Source organism: Pseudomonas sp. P4_C1 (genome assembly GCF_056402155.1).
In genome coordinates this window covers 1-17,893 of the sequence record NZ_JBFUHY010000091.1, presented here as the reverse complement: position 1 = coordinate 17,893, position 17,893 = coordinate 1, and the positions used below count along the sequence as shown (strand labels likewise).

The 17,893-nt window shown below is 60.7% G+C and carries 15 protein-coding genes and 1 pseudogene; 3 read left to right on the top strand and 13 right to left on the bottom strand.

The features are described from left to right. From AC1DU9_RS26940 to tssB, 13 genes and pseudogenes are all read right to left on the bottom strand, one after another. Nucleotides 1-781: pseudogene (locus AC1DU9_RS26940) on the bottom strand (T6SS immunity protein Tli4 family protein); the annotation flags it as partial. Then, entirely contained in the window at nt 769-2,559 is a 1,791-nt protein-coding gene (locus AC1DU9_RS26935) for an esterase/lipase family protein (protein WP_477811043.1), read from the bottom strand. The gene AC1DU9_RS26935 and the pseudogene AC1DU9_RS26940, both read right to left, overlap by 13 nt. After that, nucleotides 2,556-5,078 carry a type VI secretion system Vgr family protein gene (locus AC1DU9_RS26930; protein ID WP_477811042.1) on the bottom strand — a complete coding sequence of 841 codons (2,523 nt, stop codon included), beginning with the start codon at nt 5,076-5,078 and terminating at the stop codon, nt 2,556-2,558. The genes AC1DU9_RS26935 and AC1DU9_RS26930 overlap by 4 nt, the downstream gene beginning before the upstream one ends. Nucleotides 5,079-5,105: 27 nt before the next feature. Next, nucleotides 5,106-5,363 carry a PAAR domain-containing protein gene (locus AC1DU9_RS26925; RefSeq protein WP_108216844.1) on the bottom strand — a complete coding sequence of 86 codons (258 nt, stop codon included), beginning with the start codon at nt 5,361-5,363 and terminating at the stop codon, nt 5,106-5,108. A 76-nt stretch (nt 5,364-5,439) separates the two neighbouring features. Beyond that, nucleotides 5,440-5,961, bottom strand: a complete 522-nt coding sequence (locus tag AC1DU9_RS26920) for an Hcp family type VI secretion system effector (protein WP_223463483.1) — start codon at nt 5,959-5,961, stop codon at nt 5,440-5,442. 106 nt (nt 5,962-6,067) lie between these two features. Then, nucleotides 6,068-6,874, bottom strand: a complete 807-nt coding sequence (gene icmH, locus AC1DU9_RS26915) for a type IVB secretion system protein IcmH/DotU (RefSeq protein WP_223463484.1) — start codon at nt 6,872-6,874, stop codon at nt 6,068-6,070. Then, complete coding sequence (gene tssK / locus AC1DU9_RS26910) at nt 6,867-8,213, bottom strand: type VI secretion system baseplate subunit TssK (protein WP_477811041.1); 1,347 nt, start codon at nt 8,211-8,213, stop codon at nt 6,867-6,869. The genes icmH and tssK overlap by 8 nt, the downstream gene beginning before the upstream one ends. 37 nt (nt 8,214-8,250) lie before the next feature. Next, complete coding sequence (gene tssJ, locus AC1DU9_RS26905; protein ID WP_223463486.1) at nt 8,251-9,600, bottom strand: type VI secretion system lipoprotein TssJ; 1,350 nt, start codon at nt 9,598-9,600, stop codon at nt 8,251-8,253. Beyond that, complete coding sequence (tssG, locus tag AC1DU9_RS26900) at nt 9,597-10,619, bottom strand: type VI secretion system baseplate subunit TssG (RefSeq protein ID WP_223463487.1); 1,023 nt, start codon at nt 10,617-10,619, stop codon at nt 9,597-9,599. The genes tssJ and tssG overlap by 4 nt, the downstream gene beginning before the upstream one ends. Further along, entirely contained in the window at nt 10,583-12,349 is a 1,767-nt protein-coding gene (gene tssF / locus AC1DU9_RS26895) for a type VI secretion system baseplate subunit TssF (RefSeq protein WP_223463488.1), read from the bottom strand. The genes tssG and tssF overlap by 37 nt, the downstream gene beginning before the upstream one ends. 7 nt (nt 12,350-12,356) lie before the next feature. Further along, nucleotides 12,357-12,773, bottom strand: coding sequence for a type VI secretion system baseplate subunit TssE (gene tssE / locus AC1DU9_RS26890; protein WP_223463489.1), 417 nt, complete (start codon nt 12,771-12,773; stop codon nt 12,357-12,359). Next, nucleotides 12,774-14,246, bottom strand: a complete 1,473-nt coding sequence (gene tssC, locus AC1DU9_RS26885) for a type VI secretion system contractile sheath large subunit (protein ID WP_223463505.1) — start codon at nt 14,244-14,246, stop codon at nt 12,774-12,776. 37 nt (nt 14,247-14,283) lie between these two features. Continuing rightward, entirely contained in the window at nt 14,284-14,787 is a 504-nt protein-coding gene (gene tssB / locus AC1DU9_RS26880) for a type VI secretion system contractile sheath small subunit (RefSeq protein ID WP_477811040.1), read from the bottom strand. A 328-nt stretch (nt 14,788-15,115) separates the two neighbouring features. Between tssB and vasI the strand changes: the two genes are divergently transcribed. From vasI to tssI, 3 genes are all read left to right on the top strand, one after another. Beyond that, nucleotides 15,116-15,778 (top strand): type VI secretion system-associated protein VasI, encoded by a 663-nt coding sequence (vasI, locus tag AC1DU9_RS26875; protein ID WP_223463491.1) that lies wholly within the window; start codon nt 15,116-15,118, stop codon nt 15,776-15,778. Beyond that, on the top strand, nt 15,766-17,184 hold the full coding sequence (tssA, locus tag AC1DU9_RS26870) for a type VI secretion system protein TssA (protein WP_477811039.1): 1,419 nt from the start codon (nt 15,766-15,768) through the stop codon (nt 17,182-17,184). Before vasI ends, tssA begins: the two co-directional genes overlap by 13 nt. A 5-nt stretch (nt 17,185-17,189) precedes the next feature. Next, nucleotides 17,190-17,893 (top strand): type VI secretion system tip protein TssI/VgrG (gene tssI, locus AC1DU9_RS26865; RefSeq protein ID WP_477811038.1); only part of this gene is annotated, 704 nt, incomplete at its 3' end.

Genomic DNA, 17,893 nt, shown 5'->3' with positions numbered 1-17,893 from the left:
CCGCGAGGGTGATCTTCTTCGTGCGCAGGTTTTCATAATCACCCGCGAGGAAAACCCTTGCGCCCTCCTCGGTCCGGGTCTTTATGCTTTTCGTTTGGCTAGGCGATAACGCGTTGACATAAACCTCGAGCGAGACATCCGAAGCAGGAGGCCGAAAATTGAATGTCGCGATCTCCTGATCGTGGTGACTACGAATCACAATCGGCCCAAGCGCAAACCCCGCGCCGGCATTTTCGGGGGTGACTTTGAAGATTTCCTTCGACAGCTTTAATAGTTGGGCTTGAACGGGATCCGTATCGCCGTCGTAGGATTGAGCTCTGAGCATGACGTAGACGTCATCGATCAGCAGATGAGACTCATGAACGAATGTTTGGCGGCGTGTTGCTTGCTTGTAGTACTGCAGCAACTTTTCCCTGGGTGAGGCCATTTTCGCCGACACCAGCATCGACACATCTGAATTCTTATAGTTCTTAACCGCCGAGATCCGACGCGCCCGCTCCTGCAAGGCCGCATCAAATCGCTCCTGCGTCACGCCCTCCCCCAAGATCAAGACCTCAACGCTTGAGTGATCAGCTCCCAATCCGTAGTACAGCTTCACATCCCCGCCACCACTCCAGTTGGCGGGCAGATCGATCAGGCCTCGGCCCAGCGCCCAGGTGCGCATGTTGCTGGTCAATTCGTGCACGGTTTGTTTCTCCTGTTCGGTGGGCTGTTTGAAGGCGGTGCACCCGGCGACCGCCCCCAACAGCAGGCCTGTAAAAAAAGCGGTCAACCGGCGCATAGCGGCCTCTTGGCTTTCGCTGCGATTTTGATGAGGGAGTAAAGAGTGAATTGCTGGGTTAACGGATTGGCGTACGACGCTTCATGATCGAAGCCGGGCGCCTGGACTTGCTGGCGGATCGAATCCTTGCGTGCCTGCCTGACCGGCGCACGACCAGAACTCACCGGAACGGTGCCGTCGCCCGCGCCGTCCTGCATGCGGCAGTGCAGCTCCCAATAGCTGGTCTGCACGGTTCTGACCGGCGCGTCGGGATCACCGCGCAGTGGTGGCACGGCCTCGGCTTGCCCGCCGACGTACAACGGGCTGCGTCCGTCGTCGCGCACTTCATGCATCTGCAGGCTGGACACCGTGAAGGCATCGGGGCTTGAGGCATGGGGGCCATTGAGACGAGACCCGCGTCGCATTTCCCAGGTGATGGATTCGAAGCTGGGGTGTTTGTCGTCGTTGCCGTAGTAGACGTAGGTTTGCGGGTGGTATGACCCAGCGATGTCCTGGTGAAACTCCTTTGCGCTCCGGATGTTGTCCGCAAAAATTTCCCAAGTGATTGCCTTGCCATCCTTCGGCGCCAACCACTCTTCGCGCAGCAATCCCCACCAACGGTCACGCCGCAGATAAATCTCTTCGTATGGGTCTTTTTCCGGCTGGCGCGGCATGGCCGGCCCGCCTCGCTCGTCGATCAGCCGCAGCCAACCCGGGGCGTAATCCTGGGTGGGCAGCAATTGCAAGGCACCGGGCGCCTGCGCAAACACAGCGGTGACCTCCTGGCCGGTCGGGCCAATCACCGCACCGGCAATGGGGTCCTCGTCGCTCATGCCGACTTTGCAGCGGCGGTAAGCGACCGGCGCGCCGATGGCAGGCATCACCCCATGGACCACACCGGCGATCTTGTCGGCCATGCCCGGCAGTTGCGCGCATCGCCTCGCCACCAGCCCACCCATGGAATGCGTCACCAGAATCACCTGCCGGCAATTGCGACCGTACTGGTGCATCAGCTCATCGATGCGCTTGGCCAGCCTGGACGCGGCCTGTTCGTTGGAGTCCAGCCAGTTGTAACCACAGGCATGCACCGGCATGCGGTAGCCGCCACGCGCCACCAACTCGTCCGAAAGTATCGACGGCAACTGGCTGGCGAGGTTGGCGCCCAATCCCGGCATGGCGATGGGGATTTCAGGTTTTAACCGGGTGATGTGCGTAGGCCCAGGCTCGACGGCGACGGTGTGCAAATGCTCCGGCCGGATGTCGAATTGCGGCCATTGGTGGGGCAGGAATTGGCTGTTCAGGGTGTCTTCCAGCCAAAGCAGAAAAGCATGATAACTGGTTTCGCTGACTTCGCCCCAGCCACGTTCTTCGTAGCGTTTGGTCAGGGCCGAGAGGGTCTTTTTTCTGTCCAATCCTGGCAGAGCGATTACCGAGCCGGCTGGGCGTTTAGGTACCGCGCCTTTGTTATCAACAGCAGTCCTTAGCGGGTGCAGCTTTTTTTGTCTAACACCCGCTGACTTTCTAATCCAGTTTGTAGCCAGCCACATATTCTTACCGAGAAATCCAGCATCCAACCTCCAGACAGGGACGCCCTCAACCTCCAGATTTTCAGTCTTACTCTTCAAATTCGACCCCATGATCCCCGGCACAAAAATCACCGGCAGCACCCCATCCGGCGGCAATATGCAGTGCACCGGGTCGGTGATATGGCTGGGCGTGAGGGTCCAGGTATGCACCGGGTTACCGCGCGCGTTGTAGGTCATGGGCGCAATACGCGGCGCCGTCGGGTTGTTGGTCATGCGGGGTCTCCGTGTTCAAGCCATTCCAGTACAAGCCCTTCCAGCGTCATGCCCTGTTGCAGGGTGACGAAGCCATCACCATCGGTACGGCCTTCGAAACGTGCGCCGTYTTTGCGCACCAGGGCGTAGGCACGGTTGCGGATGGGTTGACCGTCCGGGAAAAAGGTTTGGAAGCGTTCGTTGAACGAGGTGGTGGGCCAGCTATTGAATTGCGCGGAGGCATGGCTTGGGTCAATGAAGTACTTGTTCGCAGCCTTCACCGTGAAATTGCCGGGCATGCCCAACTCGATATTGCCGCCCTGCATCTTGATATAAGCCCCACCGCACAACAGGGTGATGTGCTTGTCTGCCGCCACCAGCACATGTTGCTGGCTGGCGCTGATTTCCACGCTCTGGTCGGCCTGCACATGGATGCTGTTGTGCTGGGCCTGCAACAGCAGCTGGCCGTTATGGGCGATATGGCGCATGTCGCCACCCTGGGCAAACAGTCCGAGTTCATCGCCTGCATTGATCACCACTTTCCTGCCGGCGGTGAGTTGCTGATTTTGTTGCGCCACGCTATCGATGTGCTCGCCTGCACCCATGGCAATACTGCGGGACGTCGCAGCAGCGATGCCGGCAGGCCCACTTAACGCGATGATGGGTTGCATGCCATTGCCGGAGCCATTGGCCTGATTATTGGCACCATGGCCCAACGCATTCACGGCATCAGTCAGGGACTGTTGCGGCTGCGAATCCTGGGCAATTCCTTGGGCATTTTCGGCAGATGCTCCCAGCTGTTTGGCCAATGTCAGGGCTGCTTGCAACACCTCGATCACCTGCTGGCGTTCCAGTTGACCCGCACCGGCCTTCAGTTGAGCTTCAGCGGTCAGCAATAAACCTTTTGCTGCGCGCAATGCGCCGTGACCATCCGTACGCAACTCAAAACCTTCCCCTCTAGGTTTACCGCCACCATAGTGGCGTGGATGAGTGAGGTAACCCAGATGCAGCGCGCTATGTTCGTGATCACTCATTAGCGCCGCGCTGATTTGCGCAGTGGTGTCGTCAATGCGCAACTCGTTGGCTCGTGTACCCTTGAACTCGCGACTTTTGGTCGTCGCTACGGCGTTGAGCTTAGGCAGTTCATAGGGCGGCAGATTGGTCTCGCGGTAGGTGCGGCCCGTGGCGATAGGCTGATCCGGATCGCCATCCAGGAAGCTGATGATCAGTTCCTGATTGACCCGAGGCACGGCCATGGCGCCCCAGGTCGCCCCGGCCCAGCCCTGAGCCACACGAATCCAGCACGAACTCTGRTCGTTGTTYTTGTCCGMRCGRTCCCACGGGAACTGCACCTTGACCCGGCCCCATTCATCGCAATAAATCTCTTCCCCTGGCGGGCCGACTACCGTGGCGATMTGCGGGCCGTCGATGCAGGGTTTGTCACGCAATGGGGCTTTCCAATCCGAGGTCCAGCGAATGGCTGTGGCCTGCATCTCGTAGGACGTGCCGCTGCCGCTGCCGAACGCTTCTTCCTCCAGGCTGCTGTGTTGTTTGCCTGCGTGGGTGATGGCGATGGTGCGCCAGCGGTCGTTGAAGTCTTCGCGCGGATGCTCGTTGAGGTCGAACGCCAACCCCGGTTGCAGGCGCGCATCGTCACCTGCCAGATGCGCCAGCTTGGCGTCGTTGCGTAGCGCCGCCAGGCGCGTCTTGGTGAAGGGCTTGCCGGCAATATCGCGCTTGTAGCGGCCGGGATAATCGTAGCGTTCGTAATCCTTGTGCTGGTTGTTCAGGTCCTGGTCGCCGGTGGCGGTGTGCTGCTGGTTGTAGTACGGATGRGTGAAGGTGTAGTCGCGCTGTACCTGGCGTGCGGTGCGCACTTGTTCGGTGTAGTGGAAGCGGKTCAACGCCGGTTCCATGGARTCGCCRCCMCCCATGGGCTGGTAGAGCACCGGGCAATCGGTGTGGGTGCCAATGGTGCCGAGGCCACCGACGCGGTCGGTGAGGACGAGGGTGTGGCCGTCGGCGCGGTGTTCGAAGGTGTAGAGCAGGCCTTCTTCGGCGGCGAGGCGGGCGATGAAATCGAGGTCGGTTTCACCGGCCTGCACGCAGTATTCACGGGGTTGGTGTTCGAAGCAGATTTCAGTGCGGATGTCGGTGAGTTTTTGCTCGGTGAGCACGCTGGTGATGATGTCGGGCACGGTCTGGCCCTGGAAAATCCGCCAGTTGGAACGCAGGTTGAAACGCGCCAGGGTCGGTTCGACCACGGCGGTGTAGCGGGTGCGGCGAAAGCCGGTGTCACCCTGGCTGAACAGGCTGACCAAACCGTGGACGTAGCGCACCGGCGTCTCGCCACGCCATAGGGTGAACAGCCCCGCCAGATCGAGCACCCGATTGAAGTCGATAGCGGCATTGTGGCTGGCCAGTTCCAGTTCGAGTTTGAACGGCCGGGACAGACCTTCTTCGAGGGTGAACGAGACCACCTCGAAGGCATCGCCTTCCAAGGGCTCGAAGGTGAAACGCAGGTCGCTTTGGCGGGGCATGGGGCTTCCTTGTCGAGAGTGTGAATGTCAGTCGATCAACCAGCTGCTATCACCGTTTTCCAATTTTCCATCGTGATCGGTGGTATCGCCGACACGGGCTACTGGCTGTCCGTTGACGGTCATCGAGGGCGAGCCGCTGGTGATGACGGCGCCGCATCCAAGGGTGTCGCCGACACGGGCGACGGCGCGGCCGTTTACGGTCACGTTGCGCGTACCACTGTCGACGGTGGTGGGGCCACACAAAGGGCAATCATGGTCGTGTCCGACCAGAACGACGGCTGGCATAGAGCCTCCTGATAAGTATTGAGTCAGTGAAGGCTCCGCCGCTGCACGCACCGCAGCGACGGAACGGGGCCCGCTCTTAGCCGGCTTCTGCCGGTTTACGCCAGTCATCCGAGGCTTCGGTGCCGGACACTTTGTGGGTCCAGCTGACCTTGCGATAAGACAGGCTGGTCTTGATCAGTTGGGTGTAGTTTTCGTTTTCGCTGTCCTGGGCGTGGGGCAGTACGGTGTGGATCCCGACGACGGTGGCGTCTTCCAGCTTGGTGGTGAAGAAGTGCTCCTGCTTGCCGTCGCCCGAGGTGCGGAACCACCTGACCTCGACGGTCGGCAGCATTTCGCCGGTGGCCAAGGCTTGATAGAGCATCGGTGAGGCTTTGTTCAGTGCGCTGGTGAAGGTCAGTGGTTTATGCACGCGCTGGCCCGCGGGCTGGCCGCTTTGTGGGTCGGTGGGCGCGGCGATTTGGTGGTCGACTTCCTGGGCGAGGATTTCGTCTTCGTGGCCTTCCACATAAACGTTGCCCACCGAGTCAGCAGTGAACGCGCCCTTGGTGATGTGGCCCTGGGTTTTGCCGTGGATGCTGATGTACGCAGGTGTTGGCATGACAAGCTCCTTGTCGCGATCAAGTGAACGGCCCCTGGGGGCCGCAGGTTATGGCCGACACGGCCATGGCTTTGCAGGCGCTCGGGATGAGCGCGCTGAAAATCGGTTACAGGTGCAGCACCCGCTCCAGCGACTCCAGCACTTGCTGGGTGATGGCGTTCAGGCGGATCGAGTAGATCGTGTAGGCGACCGTCAGCACGACGGCGGCCATGGCCCACGGCGTCCACAACGGCCAGGCGCGTTTGATCCGGTAGTTGCGCGGGGCGACGTTTTTCAGCGGGTCGGTCAGGCGCTTGGGTGTCTCGCCGCGCAGGGGGCGCAACAGGCCGTGCAGTTGGGTGATGATCTTCTGTATTTCGTCATCGCCCTTGATATGGGCGCCGTATTTGCCTTTGAGACCGGAGATCAGGCACTGGTACATGAACTCCAGCACATGCTGGTACCTGGCCGCTTCGGGGATCATGTTGTTCATCACGGTGAAGAATTTTTCGCCGCCCCAGGTTTCTTGATGAAACTTGCTTAGCAGCGAGCGTGCGCTCCATGTGGAAGACTTGCCCCAGGAAGTGCTCATGGCCACTTCGTCGAGCAACAGGCACAGGCTGTAGGAGTAGGCCTTGAGCATGCCGGCGTCGTAGTCGAGCTGGCTGACTTCTTCCATGATCGTGGTGATCTGGTTGCTGACGCTCAGGTACAGCGCAGGTACGTCGTCGTGCTGGTCCAGACGCCGCAGGCGGATGACCAGGCCGATCAGCGGCGTGGCGGCATCGCACAGCGGGTTCCAGGCCAGGCCGCGCATGTCGAATTCAGGGTCGGCCAAGTGTGTTTGGCCGCTGGCAGTGATCGTTTCGCCGTCAAAGTCGATGGCGCCGGAGATCTCCTCGTGACGCCATGAGTCGGGTGTCGTTTTAATCATCTTTTTCACTCCTGATCGCCCAGAACTGCAATTCCAGCTTCGGGAATTCACCGGCAATATGGAAACCAAACCCGCTGCCACTGCTCAGGCTTTGCCAGGCGGGGTGATGGCGGTCGAGTTCGAAGTAGCTGAAACCTGCATGGAACGGCAGGTGCCGCGGCGCCACCGGCAGCGGCCGCAGTGGAATACCCGGCAGTTGCAGGCTGRCCAGTTGCTCCAGCCCTTCGGTGGAGGTGATCTTGATCTGCTTGGGCAGTTGCTGACGCAGGGTTTCCGCGGGCAGTTCGGCGCGCACGGCGAGGATGAATTCAGCGTTGTCCAGCAGGCGTTTGTCGTTCAATGCGGCGCTGCGCACGCCGTACCGCTGCTCGACAATCGGCAACGACACCGCACGCGGTTGCAGCACCGTGCCCAAGGCGCGGCGCAAGGTGTGCTCCAGAATCTGGAACGACTCGCGCAGGTTGTCGTGCTGGTAGGCCGGGTATTCCTGGGGTAGGTGGCCTTCATCGGTAAAAGTCACCAGTTCGCCGCAGGCCTGGGCCAGGGCGATGTACAGCTGTTCCGGGTGGACTTGGCGCTGGTGCGCCAGGTGTTGGAACAGCGGGAACAAGCGGTTGAGGGTTTGCAGCAGGTTGAAGTCGGTGACATCTGCCACCCCCGACTGCCCCGGTGAACCGATACGCTGGGCCAGGTTTTTGGCCCGCTCGCGCATCAGCCCGGCCACCTCACCGAGGTAGCGGTGCAGCGCCGGCACCGCTTGCAGGGACAGGCTGGTGGGATAGAAATGCTCGTCCATTACCAGGCTGCCGTCCGGGCGCTTGTCTTTGATCCTGCCCAAGGCGATGCCAGTGAAGGCACTGCGGTCGCTGCGTTCGAGCATCAATTGCAGGTTGGGCACGGCAACGTCCATGCCGACCTGATCGCCGTCATCACTGTGGGTGTCGCGGATTTCCTCGCGGCGGGCGATGTAGCGGCTGTTGCTGTACTGGTCGGGCCAGCGCACTTCGAGGGCGCCGTTGGAGCGCAGCGGCAGGGCCAGATAGACAATCTGATTGACCGCGCTGCTGTCGGCGATTTCCAGCGGGGCGGGCGGCGCCAGATCGTGGGGGATATCGAAGACGCTGCCGTCGGGCATGATTCCGCGTGCCTGGGTAATAGCGACTTTGCCGAAGTTCAGGTATTCGCTGTTCAGGGTCAGCTCGCTGAAGCCATAGAGCGCGTCGTTCAGGCTGTGCAGGCGCTGGTGCACTGCGGCTTCGGCGGCGCGGGCCTGTTGCTGGAAGTGCTGGGGTTTGACGAACAAACCTTCATGCCAGATGACGGCGTTGCGTGAACTCATCGGTAATTACTCGGGGCAAAAGCGGCTGAAAAGGGCGTCATCGGGTTTCTCCTTTGAGGCTGACCTGGGCTGCATCCAACTGCACCAGCACGGCGTATTGGCGGCCCTTGGGTTCGACGCGCAGGCGATGTTTCCACTGGCTGACATCGGCGCTGTGGTAGTTGGCGATCACCGCGATAAACCGGGTGTCCTCATCCAGGGCACGCAGGTCGACGAACTTGAATTGGCCGGGGTTAAGCAGGTAGTCGTCGGCACGGATATAGGTGCTGCCCAGGGTCTTTTTCAGGTCGTCGGCCAGGGCCTGGGGGCTGGCGTTGACCAGCAGCGAATCGTCGGTCAATTCCAAGACTTTGAAGGCGATCGGCGTGGCGACGTGCTGCAGCGCCGGGTTGCCCCAAGGCGTCGTCAGGCTCACGCCTTGGGCGTCGTAATGGCCTAACAGCGCGTCTTCGATAGGCGACATTGGCACCACGGGTTCTGGCTCCAAGGTCAGCGGCGACTGGGCCGGTACATTTTCATAGAGGTGATTGAGCAGGGTTTGCACCTTGTCCGTCAGTGCTTGCGGGCTGGTCGCTTGAACGTTGAGGGTGTAGGGCGAGCGGCTCGCGTCTTCATCCAGAACAGTGCCGGTGCTGATCAGACGCGGGTTGACGTCGTCGCTGGCGTGCAGGCTCAGGGAGTAGTGGCTGGGCTGGTTGTCGGGGCCGCCGACTGGGATCGACGGAGTCCAGATTACCTGGCCGATTTTGCCGAGCATGGTGCAGCCGCCGAGTGCCAGGCAGGCCAGCAACAAGGTGCCCAGGCGCAGGTTGCTGTATAAGCTGGCGGGACTCTTGGGTGCGGTCGCGCAAATGTCAGCAAAAGGATTTAGTGGCGGCATTTCACTCATCGCTCGCAGCGGGTCGCCTTGCTCCGCTAAATCCACGGGCTGGCAAAGGCGCTCGAATTCCGCGCAAGCAGCAGGTTGCGGATCGGGCAGGGGAAGACTCGGCAGATCCTCCAGGTGCCAGGCTTGCATGCCTTCCGGCTGGCCGGTGAACAGTTCATCAAGCGAACGCTGGCCTGGCGCGTGCTCCCCCAGCTGCACCGCGACCCGATACGCACCAATCTGCAACAGGTCGCCATCATTGAGGCTCACCGCAACGTTGCGACCCAACGGCAAATCATGGCCATTGGCGTAGGTGCTGCCACTGCGGTCGATCACGCAGAAGCGCCCCTCGACGACGCGAATATCGCAGTGGTTGGGCTGCACGCTGTTGTGGCGATCCTCCAGGCGCCAGTCCGCCGCGGCGCTGCCGATGCTGCCGCCCTGTGGGCCAAACCGGTGAAGGGGCAAATACCCGTGCAACAACTGCGCAGGATTGCTGATAACCAAAGTCAGCTTCATGCGCGCCCCCGAATCCGAACCACGGAGGGATGACGTTGTTGCTGGTGTTCGATAAAACTGGTCCAGCCCAGGTGGCTCCCGCTGTCACGGAGCAGGTTGAAAGGCGGTACATCCTCCTCGCGCAGCCCCAATTCCAGGTCGTAGGCGGTGACGTCGCGCAGCAAAAAATCCATCAATTGGCGCAACCGTCCAAACTGCTCGCCGCTGGGTAGAAACTCCCGAAAGCGCGCCTGGGTCAGGTTGGGAATGACGAGGGTGAACTTGCTGGCGCGTGTCTTGCTGCGGTCACCCACTACAAAGTCGCTGCCCAAAGTGCCGTTGACCTTGCCCAGCGCCATGCGCTGACGCTGCGGCAAACTCACCGAACGCGCCTCGAATTCACGGATGTTTACGCCGTGCAGGTCGAAGCAATGTTCGACGATGCCGGACACCACTGAGGGCGAGCGGCTACGACTGGCGATCAAGCCTGCAAAGCTCAGCAGCCGACCCCATGGCAGAGGTGTCGCACCGCGCAGGTCGTTGTCATTCAGGCCGATCAGGGAAAACACGTAGCGTGAAAACCGGTCGCTGCCCTCGGCCTGAAAACGGATGTAATAGCGGTACTTGCGCCAGCTGTGATGCAGCAGGGTCAGCAAGCGATGATTGAAAAAGTCCATGAACGCCGGTCGAATACCGCGCTCCTGAGCCTGTTCGTAAGCCAGGCGATCCAGGTAATAACCGGGCAGCGGCGAGTCGGTGCCGTGCAGGCCAAAGAAGCTGGTCTGCAAGCGATAGCGCACCTCTGCGCGATCCTCCTCAAGGCGTACCGCCTCGACCACGTCGGAGGCCGGAAAACCCAGCCCCGCATGGCTTTGCAGGCGCACACGCCGGCGCGCCGCCGCACTCAAGGGTTGCGCCTCCAGGTCATCGCCATGCAAGGCGTGCAGATGCTCCAGCAGACGGTGAAACGAATAGTTCCGCGCGTCGGCCAGCAGTACATCAGCTAGATCACGGGTTGTCTGCCGGTCAACAGTGGCCATTCATAACGCTCGTTGTTGGTGGTATTGATCACTTCCAGGCGATGGAAGGAATTGATGCTCGCGTACAGGGCGAAAAAGTGCGAAAGCACGCTGGCGAACAGGTACAGCTCGCCCTCGCAGAGAAAAGCGTTTTGGTCCAGTTGCAAGCGGGTCTGCAAGCCGCGCACCGGCTGGCCTTTCATGAGCCAGTCGATGGGGGTTGTCACGGCCTCGTGGATGCCGTTGAGGCGTTTGCGCGTGGCGCGGGCCTGTTGCAGGTCGTGCAAAGCGGCGAAGTCATAGGCGCGGATCACCGCCTTGAGCGGCTCGGCCGACAGCAACGACAGGTAGTTCAGCGACAGGTTGGAAATCAGCGTCCAGTGCAGGCTGCTGTCCAGCACTGGCCGGTAGCTTCGAGTCGGTGCGATCAGGTTGGTGTAGGTGGCAAACGACGGCGTGACCTCGGTGGACAGCGACACATCCCCCACACCCAGCAGCTGCGGCAGGTCGCGATTGGTGCAGGTCAGTTCGATGGACGCCGCTTCATGCTCACCGATGTACAGGCTTTCATCACCACGCACGAAGGCGATGCGATGGCGCAAACCTTCACGCCCATGGGATTGCTCGATATGCGTGCGGAAGTACAGTGCCGTGCGGCCCCGCGCATGTTCGATCTCATGCTGGAACGATTCGAACGGGGTAAAACGTCGCAACGGATCGCCTTTGCGCTCCTTGTCGGCGGCGTCCCAGCCGGCCACCTTGTCGACGCTGAAAATCTCGTAAGCTTCGGGGCGGTTGCCGCTGGGGCTGATACGCCGCTCCACGCTGCGCCCGTACAGCGCAATCGGGTTGGCGTCGTGGCGGAACAGGTTGACTGCCGGCGCGCAATACAGGTGCAAGTCACTGGTGCGCAGGCGGATATCAGGCGGCATGGGCCGGGCGAACTGAAACTCGAAACGCAGAGTCGTGGCGCTGACATCCGGCCAAATGTGGGCCAGATGGGTCAGGCTGAAAAAGTGGAAACGCTGCGGGAACACAAAGTACTCCTGCAGGATCCGGTAACCATCGAACACATTGCGCGGGTAGGGCAGCAGTGCCTCGTCGGTGGTGAAGCCGGGGAAACCGATATCTTTTGCAGACAGGCGATGGCTCTGGCCGTTGACCTGCAGCGTGATGCTGTCCAGATAATGGGCAAGCCACAGGTACAACGTCATGGCAGTGGCGTTATCCCCGCCCAGATGAAAATCCAGCTGATCGCAGGCCATGCTGGTCAGCGGCTGGTCCGTCAGCACCTTGAGGTCGATGCGCATCACCGAGGCCTCGCGGCTGTGAGCGTCGCTGACCTCCTGTAAGGCTAGCGGATACAGATTGACGTCGGTGCAGGTGCGAAACTGGCAGGAAATGCCATCTACCGGTTTGGCAAATAACGGTGTGCCCTTGGGAATCACCTGGCGCTGGCTGATCGCATCGGGCAGCGGTGCAAAGCGGATGATGGTCGCACTGGGCAGGGGCCGCAGGTAGTTAGGCCAGAGCATCTGCAACAGCGGATGAGTCAGCTCCGGCAAGTCGTCGTCGATCTTCATCCCCAGCTTGGCGGTGAGGAAGGCAAAGCCCTCCAGCAGTCGCTCCACGTCCGGGTCACCGGCCTGGTCGCCGAGAAATTGCGCCAGCTGCGGGTTGTCCTCGGCAAACTCGCGGCCGAGTTCTCGCAGGTAGCGCAACTCCTCGGCAAAGCGTTGTTTCAAGTCCATTGCATCCTCATCTCACGCGGGTGTAGCCGTCGCGGCCATGCATGGCCACCTCGATCAGCACCTGTTCTTCCTTGTGGTTGACCCGCACCTGGCAATCCAGGCGAAAGTTCAGCTCCAGCGGCAAATCCGGGTCGGGCTGATAACGCACGCCGGTGACCTTGATGCGCGGTTCAAACGCCTCCACCGAGCGCCGAATATCGGCGCTGATGGCCACCACCAGATCACTGCTGGCCTGGGTAACCCCATTGAAATCGCACAGGCCCAGTTCAGGGCTGCTTTGCGAGCAGCCCTGGCGTGAGTTGAGCACCTGTTCCAAGTGGCGTTTGATCGCCTCGACACGCTGGTGCACCTGCTCAACCGCGCTGCCTAGGCGGTAGCGCGGTGCGTCGGGTTCCAGGCGCTCGAACAGGCTTCCGGCCCCCACTTACTGGGTGTCCAGCCGACCGACCAGGGAGATCTCGAAGTTGGCGCCCATGTACTTGAAGTGCGGGCGCACCGCCAACGACACCTGGTACCAGCCTGGATCGCCCGCCACGTCCTGCACGACGATTTGCGCGGCGCGCAAGGGGCGACGGCTGCGCACATCGGACGACGGGTTTTCCTGATCGGCGATGTACTGTTTGAGCCAGGTGTTCAACTCACGTTCCAGGTCCTGGCGTTCCTTCCAACTGCCGATCTGCTCGCGTTGCAGCACCTTGATGTAGTGGGCCAGGCGATTGACGATAAACAGGTAGGGCAACTGGGTGCCGAGCTTGTAGTTGGTCTGGGCTTCCTGGCCTTCGCGGGTCTTGGGGAAGTTTTTCGGTTTTTGTATTGAGTTGGCGGAGAAGAACGCCGCGTTGTCGCTGTCCTTGCGCATGGTCAGGGGAATAAAACCGGCTTCGGCCAGCTCGAATTCCTTGCGATCGGAAATCAGCACTTCGGTAGGAATCTTCGCCTGCAATTGGCCGAGGGATTCGTACAGGTGCACCGGCAGATCGTCCACCGCGCCGCCGGACTGCGGGCCGATGATGTTCGGGCACCAGCGGTAGCGGGCGAAGCTGTCGGTGATGCGCGAGGCCATCAGGAACGCGGTGTTGCCCCACAAGTAATTGTCGTGGTTACCGTCGACGGTTTCGTTATAGCCGAAGCTGCGAATCGGGTTCTCCAAACTGTCGTACGGCGAACGCAGCAGGAAGCGCGGCAGCGTCGCTGCGATGTATTTGGAGTCTTCCATCTCGCGCAGGCTGCGCCATTTGGTATGGCCGGGCCCTTCAAAAATGTCGCTGACTTCCTTGACCGACGGCAGGTCCTGATAGCTCTTGAGGTTGAAGAACTCAGGACCGGCCGCCATCACGAAAGGGGCATGGGCCATGGCGCCCACGGAGGCGACGTAGCTCAACAGCTTCATGTCCGGGGACGACGGGCCGAAGGTGTAGTTGCCAATCATCGCCGCGATCGGCTCGCCACCGAACTGGCCGTAACCGGAGGTGTAGGCGTGCTTGTACAGGCCGCTACGGGTGATATCGCCGGCGTTGTCGAAGTCGTCCAGCAGCTCTTCTTTGGTGACATGCAGCACTTCCAGTTTGATGTTCTCGCGAAAATCCGTGCGATCCACCAGCAGCTTCAGGCCGCGCCATGCGGATTCAAGTTGCTGGAACTGCGGCTGATGCAGAATCACGTTCATCTGCTTGCTCAGGGCGCGGTCGATTTCGGCAATCATCTGGTCGACCCGGTGCTTGTTGACCGGCTGTTGGTGGTCACCGCTTTGCAGGATTTCGCTGATGAACGCAGCCATGCCTTGGCGGGCGACTGCGTAGCCTTCCTGGGAGGGGCGAATGGTGGTATTGGCCAGCAGTTGGTCGAGCAACGACGTTGGTTCGTCAGCCACCAATACTTGGGCGACGGCGCTTTCCATAGGCATGGGGAGTACTCCGTTGAGAAGGGCGTTCAAATCAGTGGTTGGGTGCGTCGAGCACTAGATTCAGCTCGCTGGCCAGGCGTTGGCGGGCGGTTTCATCGGTCAGCAGACTCTGCAGGTGTTTGCGAAAGGCCGGGRCGTTGCCCATGGGGCCTTTGAGTGCAACCAGCGCTTCGCGTAACTCCAGCAACTTGTTCAATTCAGGCACTTGGCGAGCGACGGCGTCGGGGCCGAAGTCATTGATGCTTTTGAATTGAAGTTGCACGTTCAAGTCGGTGTCGTGGTTGTTGTTCAGAACGGACGGAACGGCCATGTCCAGAGCAACTTCGGCTTTGGTCAGTACTTCATTGAAAGTGTCTTTGTCTATTTGAACGGATTGTCGATCTTCAAGGGCGGTTAGTTCGCCGTGGCCTTTGAAGTCACCCGTGATCAACAACTTTAGAGGTAACTCGACTTCAGCCTGTTGATCGCCCGTGGCCGGGACGTACTTGATGTTGACGCGTTCTTTTGGCGCGACAGATCCATGAGTTTTCGACATGGGAAAAATCCTTTTCGTAAGGTCGGCGTATTAGAGCCGGCTATTGCAAGGTTTGTCATGTAGTCCGATGTGGATGCGATTCGTAGGTTGTGGATGTAGGAAGCTGTACTTGCTTCAACTATTCCTACAGGTTATGTGGAAATATCTGATAGATGCCTCTTCCTATTCGGTTTTAGTGATGTGTTATTCGTCTTTTACTTGCCTATCCGTCGAACTCAGGTGATGCTCTTAGAGTTAATCGTTGAACTCGCAGGCTAAAAAGCGTTAGTTCGAAAACTTAAGAAGATTGTCCGGTTTGGATTTCGGCGAGGCATATCAGGAGGCGTTGATGCGCAACGGATGGCGAGGATGGAAATGGGGGCTCTGCCTGACGGCTATGGCCGTAATGGACGCGCAGGCGGCGACACAAGATTGCCCTTCCATCGTCTCCCCCTTGAAGCGCCTGGAGTGTTTTGATTTGGCCGCTGGTACACCCATCCATCACGCACCAGTGGCACCACGCGCGCTTGGCCGGGCACTGCCGATTGTCGATCTGGTCCAACGCAATGAAGCCAAGCGTCCACCCGAGGATCAGCGTTTCCTGCTGTCGTCGTTCCCAGAGCCGGACAACGACCAGCAACAACGCATGGTGATCTCAGCCCCGGCGTTGGGCGCGGTGCCGCCTCGGCCTTACCTGGCCATCAGTTGCGAATCGAAAATCTCCCGCTTGCAACTGGTGCTGGATGAGCCAGCCAAGCCCAACAGAATTCGCATCCAGCTGTTCAAGGATGAGCGCCCGGTGTTCGAGGCCTATCAGTGGCAGGTGCTGGACGATGCCGGCCTGGTGGTCGACGCCGGACGCGGGCTACAGGCTATTTCCCTATTGCGCAATATGGGTGGCGGCCAGCGCCTTCGACTCGAGAGCGACTATCCCAGGCTGCACGGCTTGGTGTTTGACGTCGAAGGCCTGGGCGAACTGATCGAGCAGGAGCGCCAAGTATGTCGCTGGTAATCGACGTGCCGGCGGACACCGTCAAGCTGCTGCTGACACCCATCGAGYCCGAGCAATCCGCCGGCCATTTTGATGTGGAGGATGAAACCTACCAGGCCATCGACCAGGAAATGGTCAAGCTCGGCGGCTTGCGCGAGAGCGATATCGACTGGCCGTATATCGACGAAGCCTCCCGTCAATACCTGGCGATCCAGTGCAAGCACTGGCGCATCGTCGCCCATCTGCATGTGGTCTGGCTGCGCACCCGGCAATGGGCACGTTGGGCCGATGCCTTGGGCTTGTTGGCCGGCATGGTTGAGCTGTATTGGGACAGTGCCTACCCCAAGCCTGGCCCCACCGGCTACCTGAACAAACGCAAGCAGGTACAGCGTCTGTTGAGCGACCTGGGGCAGATGTTGCCGACCCTGGAGCGCAGCAGTTTTGAACCGGCCTATCAAGCCGCGGCGGAACTGGCCCTGGCCAATCTGCAACGCTGTGCCGAAAGCGCCAAGCTCGACCCCGCGCCGCTGGATGCGTTGCAACGCCAGTTGGATAAATACAGCGAGCCAGTCGTCGCCATTGAGCCCACTCGTGCGGCCACCTCCGGCAGCGTTCTGGATTCAGCCTTTTTTTCCAGCCCCAAACCGCAAGCGCCGAGCAATGAGCGCGAACAACGCCGCGCCGTGTTGAACATGGCCGAGCAGATCAACCAGCAAGACCCTTATGACCCTACCGGCTACCAATTGCGACGCTTCGGCCTGTGGTCGCATCTGCGCACCGCGCCGCCCATCACCCGCGACCGTCGCACCGAATTGACCGCCGTGCCCAAGGACATCGTCGACGGCTACCAGGACGCGCTGAACCATAGCGCCCTGGACCCGAACCTGTTGCTGCGTATCGAAAAAAGCGTCTGCGCCTCGCCGTATTGGCTGCGCGGCAGTTACCTGGCCGCCCACGTCGCCTCGCGCCTGGCGATGGAGGAAGTGGCCGCAGCCATTCGTCAGACCTGTGAGCGTTTTGTCTGCCGTTTGCCGGCGCTACTGGAGTTGTGTTTCAGCGACGGCACGCCGTTCGTGGATGCGCAAACCCAGGCCTGGATCACCGGCGCCGATCAGGCGCAAACCACCAGCAGCCCGGTGCAGGAATACGCCGGCCTGCGCGACGAACTGGCCGCTCAACTGAACACTGAGGGCGTTGAGCGGGTGCTGCTGCGCCTGCAGGAGCTGCACGCCGCCCATGACGCCCCGCGCCAGCGCAGCTACGCCACGGTGATTGCCGCCGATCTGCTCGCATCCCGCGGTCTGTCATGGCTGGCGGATGACCTGTACGCCAGCGTTGCGCGGATGATGCGCGAATCCACAGCGCAGGGCTGGGAGCCGGAGCTGTACAAGAAGGTGGCAGCCGTTATCAATGAAACTGAGGACTAGCCGTCATGCCCCGCCAAAGCGACCTGCGTTTCACCTTCGAGCCCTTGAAAGGCGATCCCTTCGACGTGGTCTCGTTCACCCTCGAAGAAGGCCTGTCCCGGCCGTTCAAACTCGAACTGGAACTGGCCAGCCACAACGCCGCCATCGACTTCAATCGGGTGCTCGATCTGGCGGGGCTGTTTACCTTATGGCGTGGCGAGACGCCGGTGCGTTACGTCCACGGCCTGGTCAGCCTGTTCACCCAGGGTGACACCGGCTTTCGCCGCACCCGCTACACCGCCGTGGTCGAGCCGACCTTGGCCCGTTTCGACCTGCGCTCCAACTGGCGCATCTTCCAGGGCCAGACCGTGCCCGACATCATCATCAGCGTACTGGCCGAGCAGAAGCTGACTGACATCCGCACTGAAATCTGCTTCGAGCACCAACCCCGCGAATACTGCGTGCAGGCCGGTGAAACCGACCTCGATTTCATCGTCCGCCTCGCCGCCGAAGAAGGTCTGCTCTACACCTTCGAACACCGCGCCGACGGCCACACCCTCGTCCTTACCGACCGCGTCGGTGGCCTGGGCACCATTGGCACCCACACCGAATGTCCGGTGCTCTACCAGCCCATGGGTGGCGGCGACTCCATGGAACCGGCGTTGAACCGCTTCCACTACACCGAACAAGTGCGCACCGCACGCCAGGTACAGCGCGACTACACCTTCAC

What these genes read in the sequence shown, in the direction of transcription:
- AC1DU9_RS26935 (WP_477811043.1), bottom strand. Translation starts at nt 2,559, where the DNA reads ATGACCAACAACCCGACGGCGCCGCGTATTGCGCCCATGACCTACAAC.
- AC1DU9_RS26925 (WP_108216844.1), bottom strand. Translation starts at nt 5,363, where the DNA reads ATGCCAGCCGTCGTTCTGGTCGGACACGACCATGATTGCCCTTTGTGT.
- AC1DU9_RS26920 (WP_223463483.1), bottom strand. Translation starts at nt 5,961, where the DNA reads ATGCCAACACCTGCGTACATCAGCATCCACGGCAAAACCCAGGGCCAC.
- icmH (WP_223463484.1), bottom strand. Translation starts at nt 6,874, where the DNA reads ATGATTAAAACGACACCCGACTCATGGCGTCACGAGGAGATCTCCGGC.
- tssJ (WP_223463486.1), bottom strand. Translation starts at nt 9,600, where the DNA reads ATGAAGCTGACTTTGGTTATCAGCAATCCTGCGCAGTTGTTGCACGGG.
- tssG (WP_223463487.1), bottom strand. Translation starts at nt 10,619, where the DNA reads ATGGCCACTGTTGACCGGCAGACAACCCGTGATCTAGCTGATGTACTG.
- tssF (WP_223463488.1), bottom strand. Translation starts at nt 12,349, where the DNA reads ATGGACTTGAAACAACGCTTTGCCGAGGAGTTGCGCTACCTGCGAGAA.
- tssC (WP_223463505.1), bottom strand. Translation starts at nt 14,246, where the DNA reads ATGGAAAGCGCCGTCGCCCAAGTATTGGTGGCTGACGAACCAACGTCG.
- vasI (WP_223463491.1), top strand. Translation starts at nt 15,116, where the DNA reads ATGCGCAACGGATGGCGAGGATGGAAATGGGGGCTCTGCCTGACGGCT.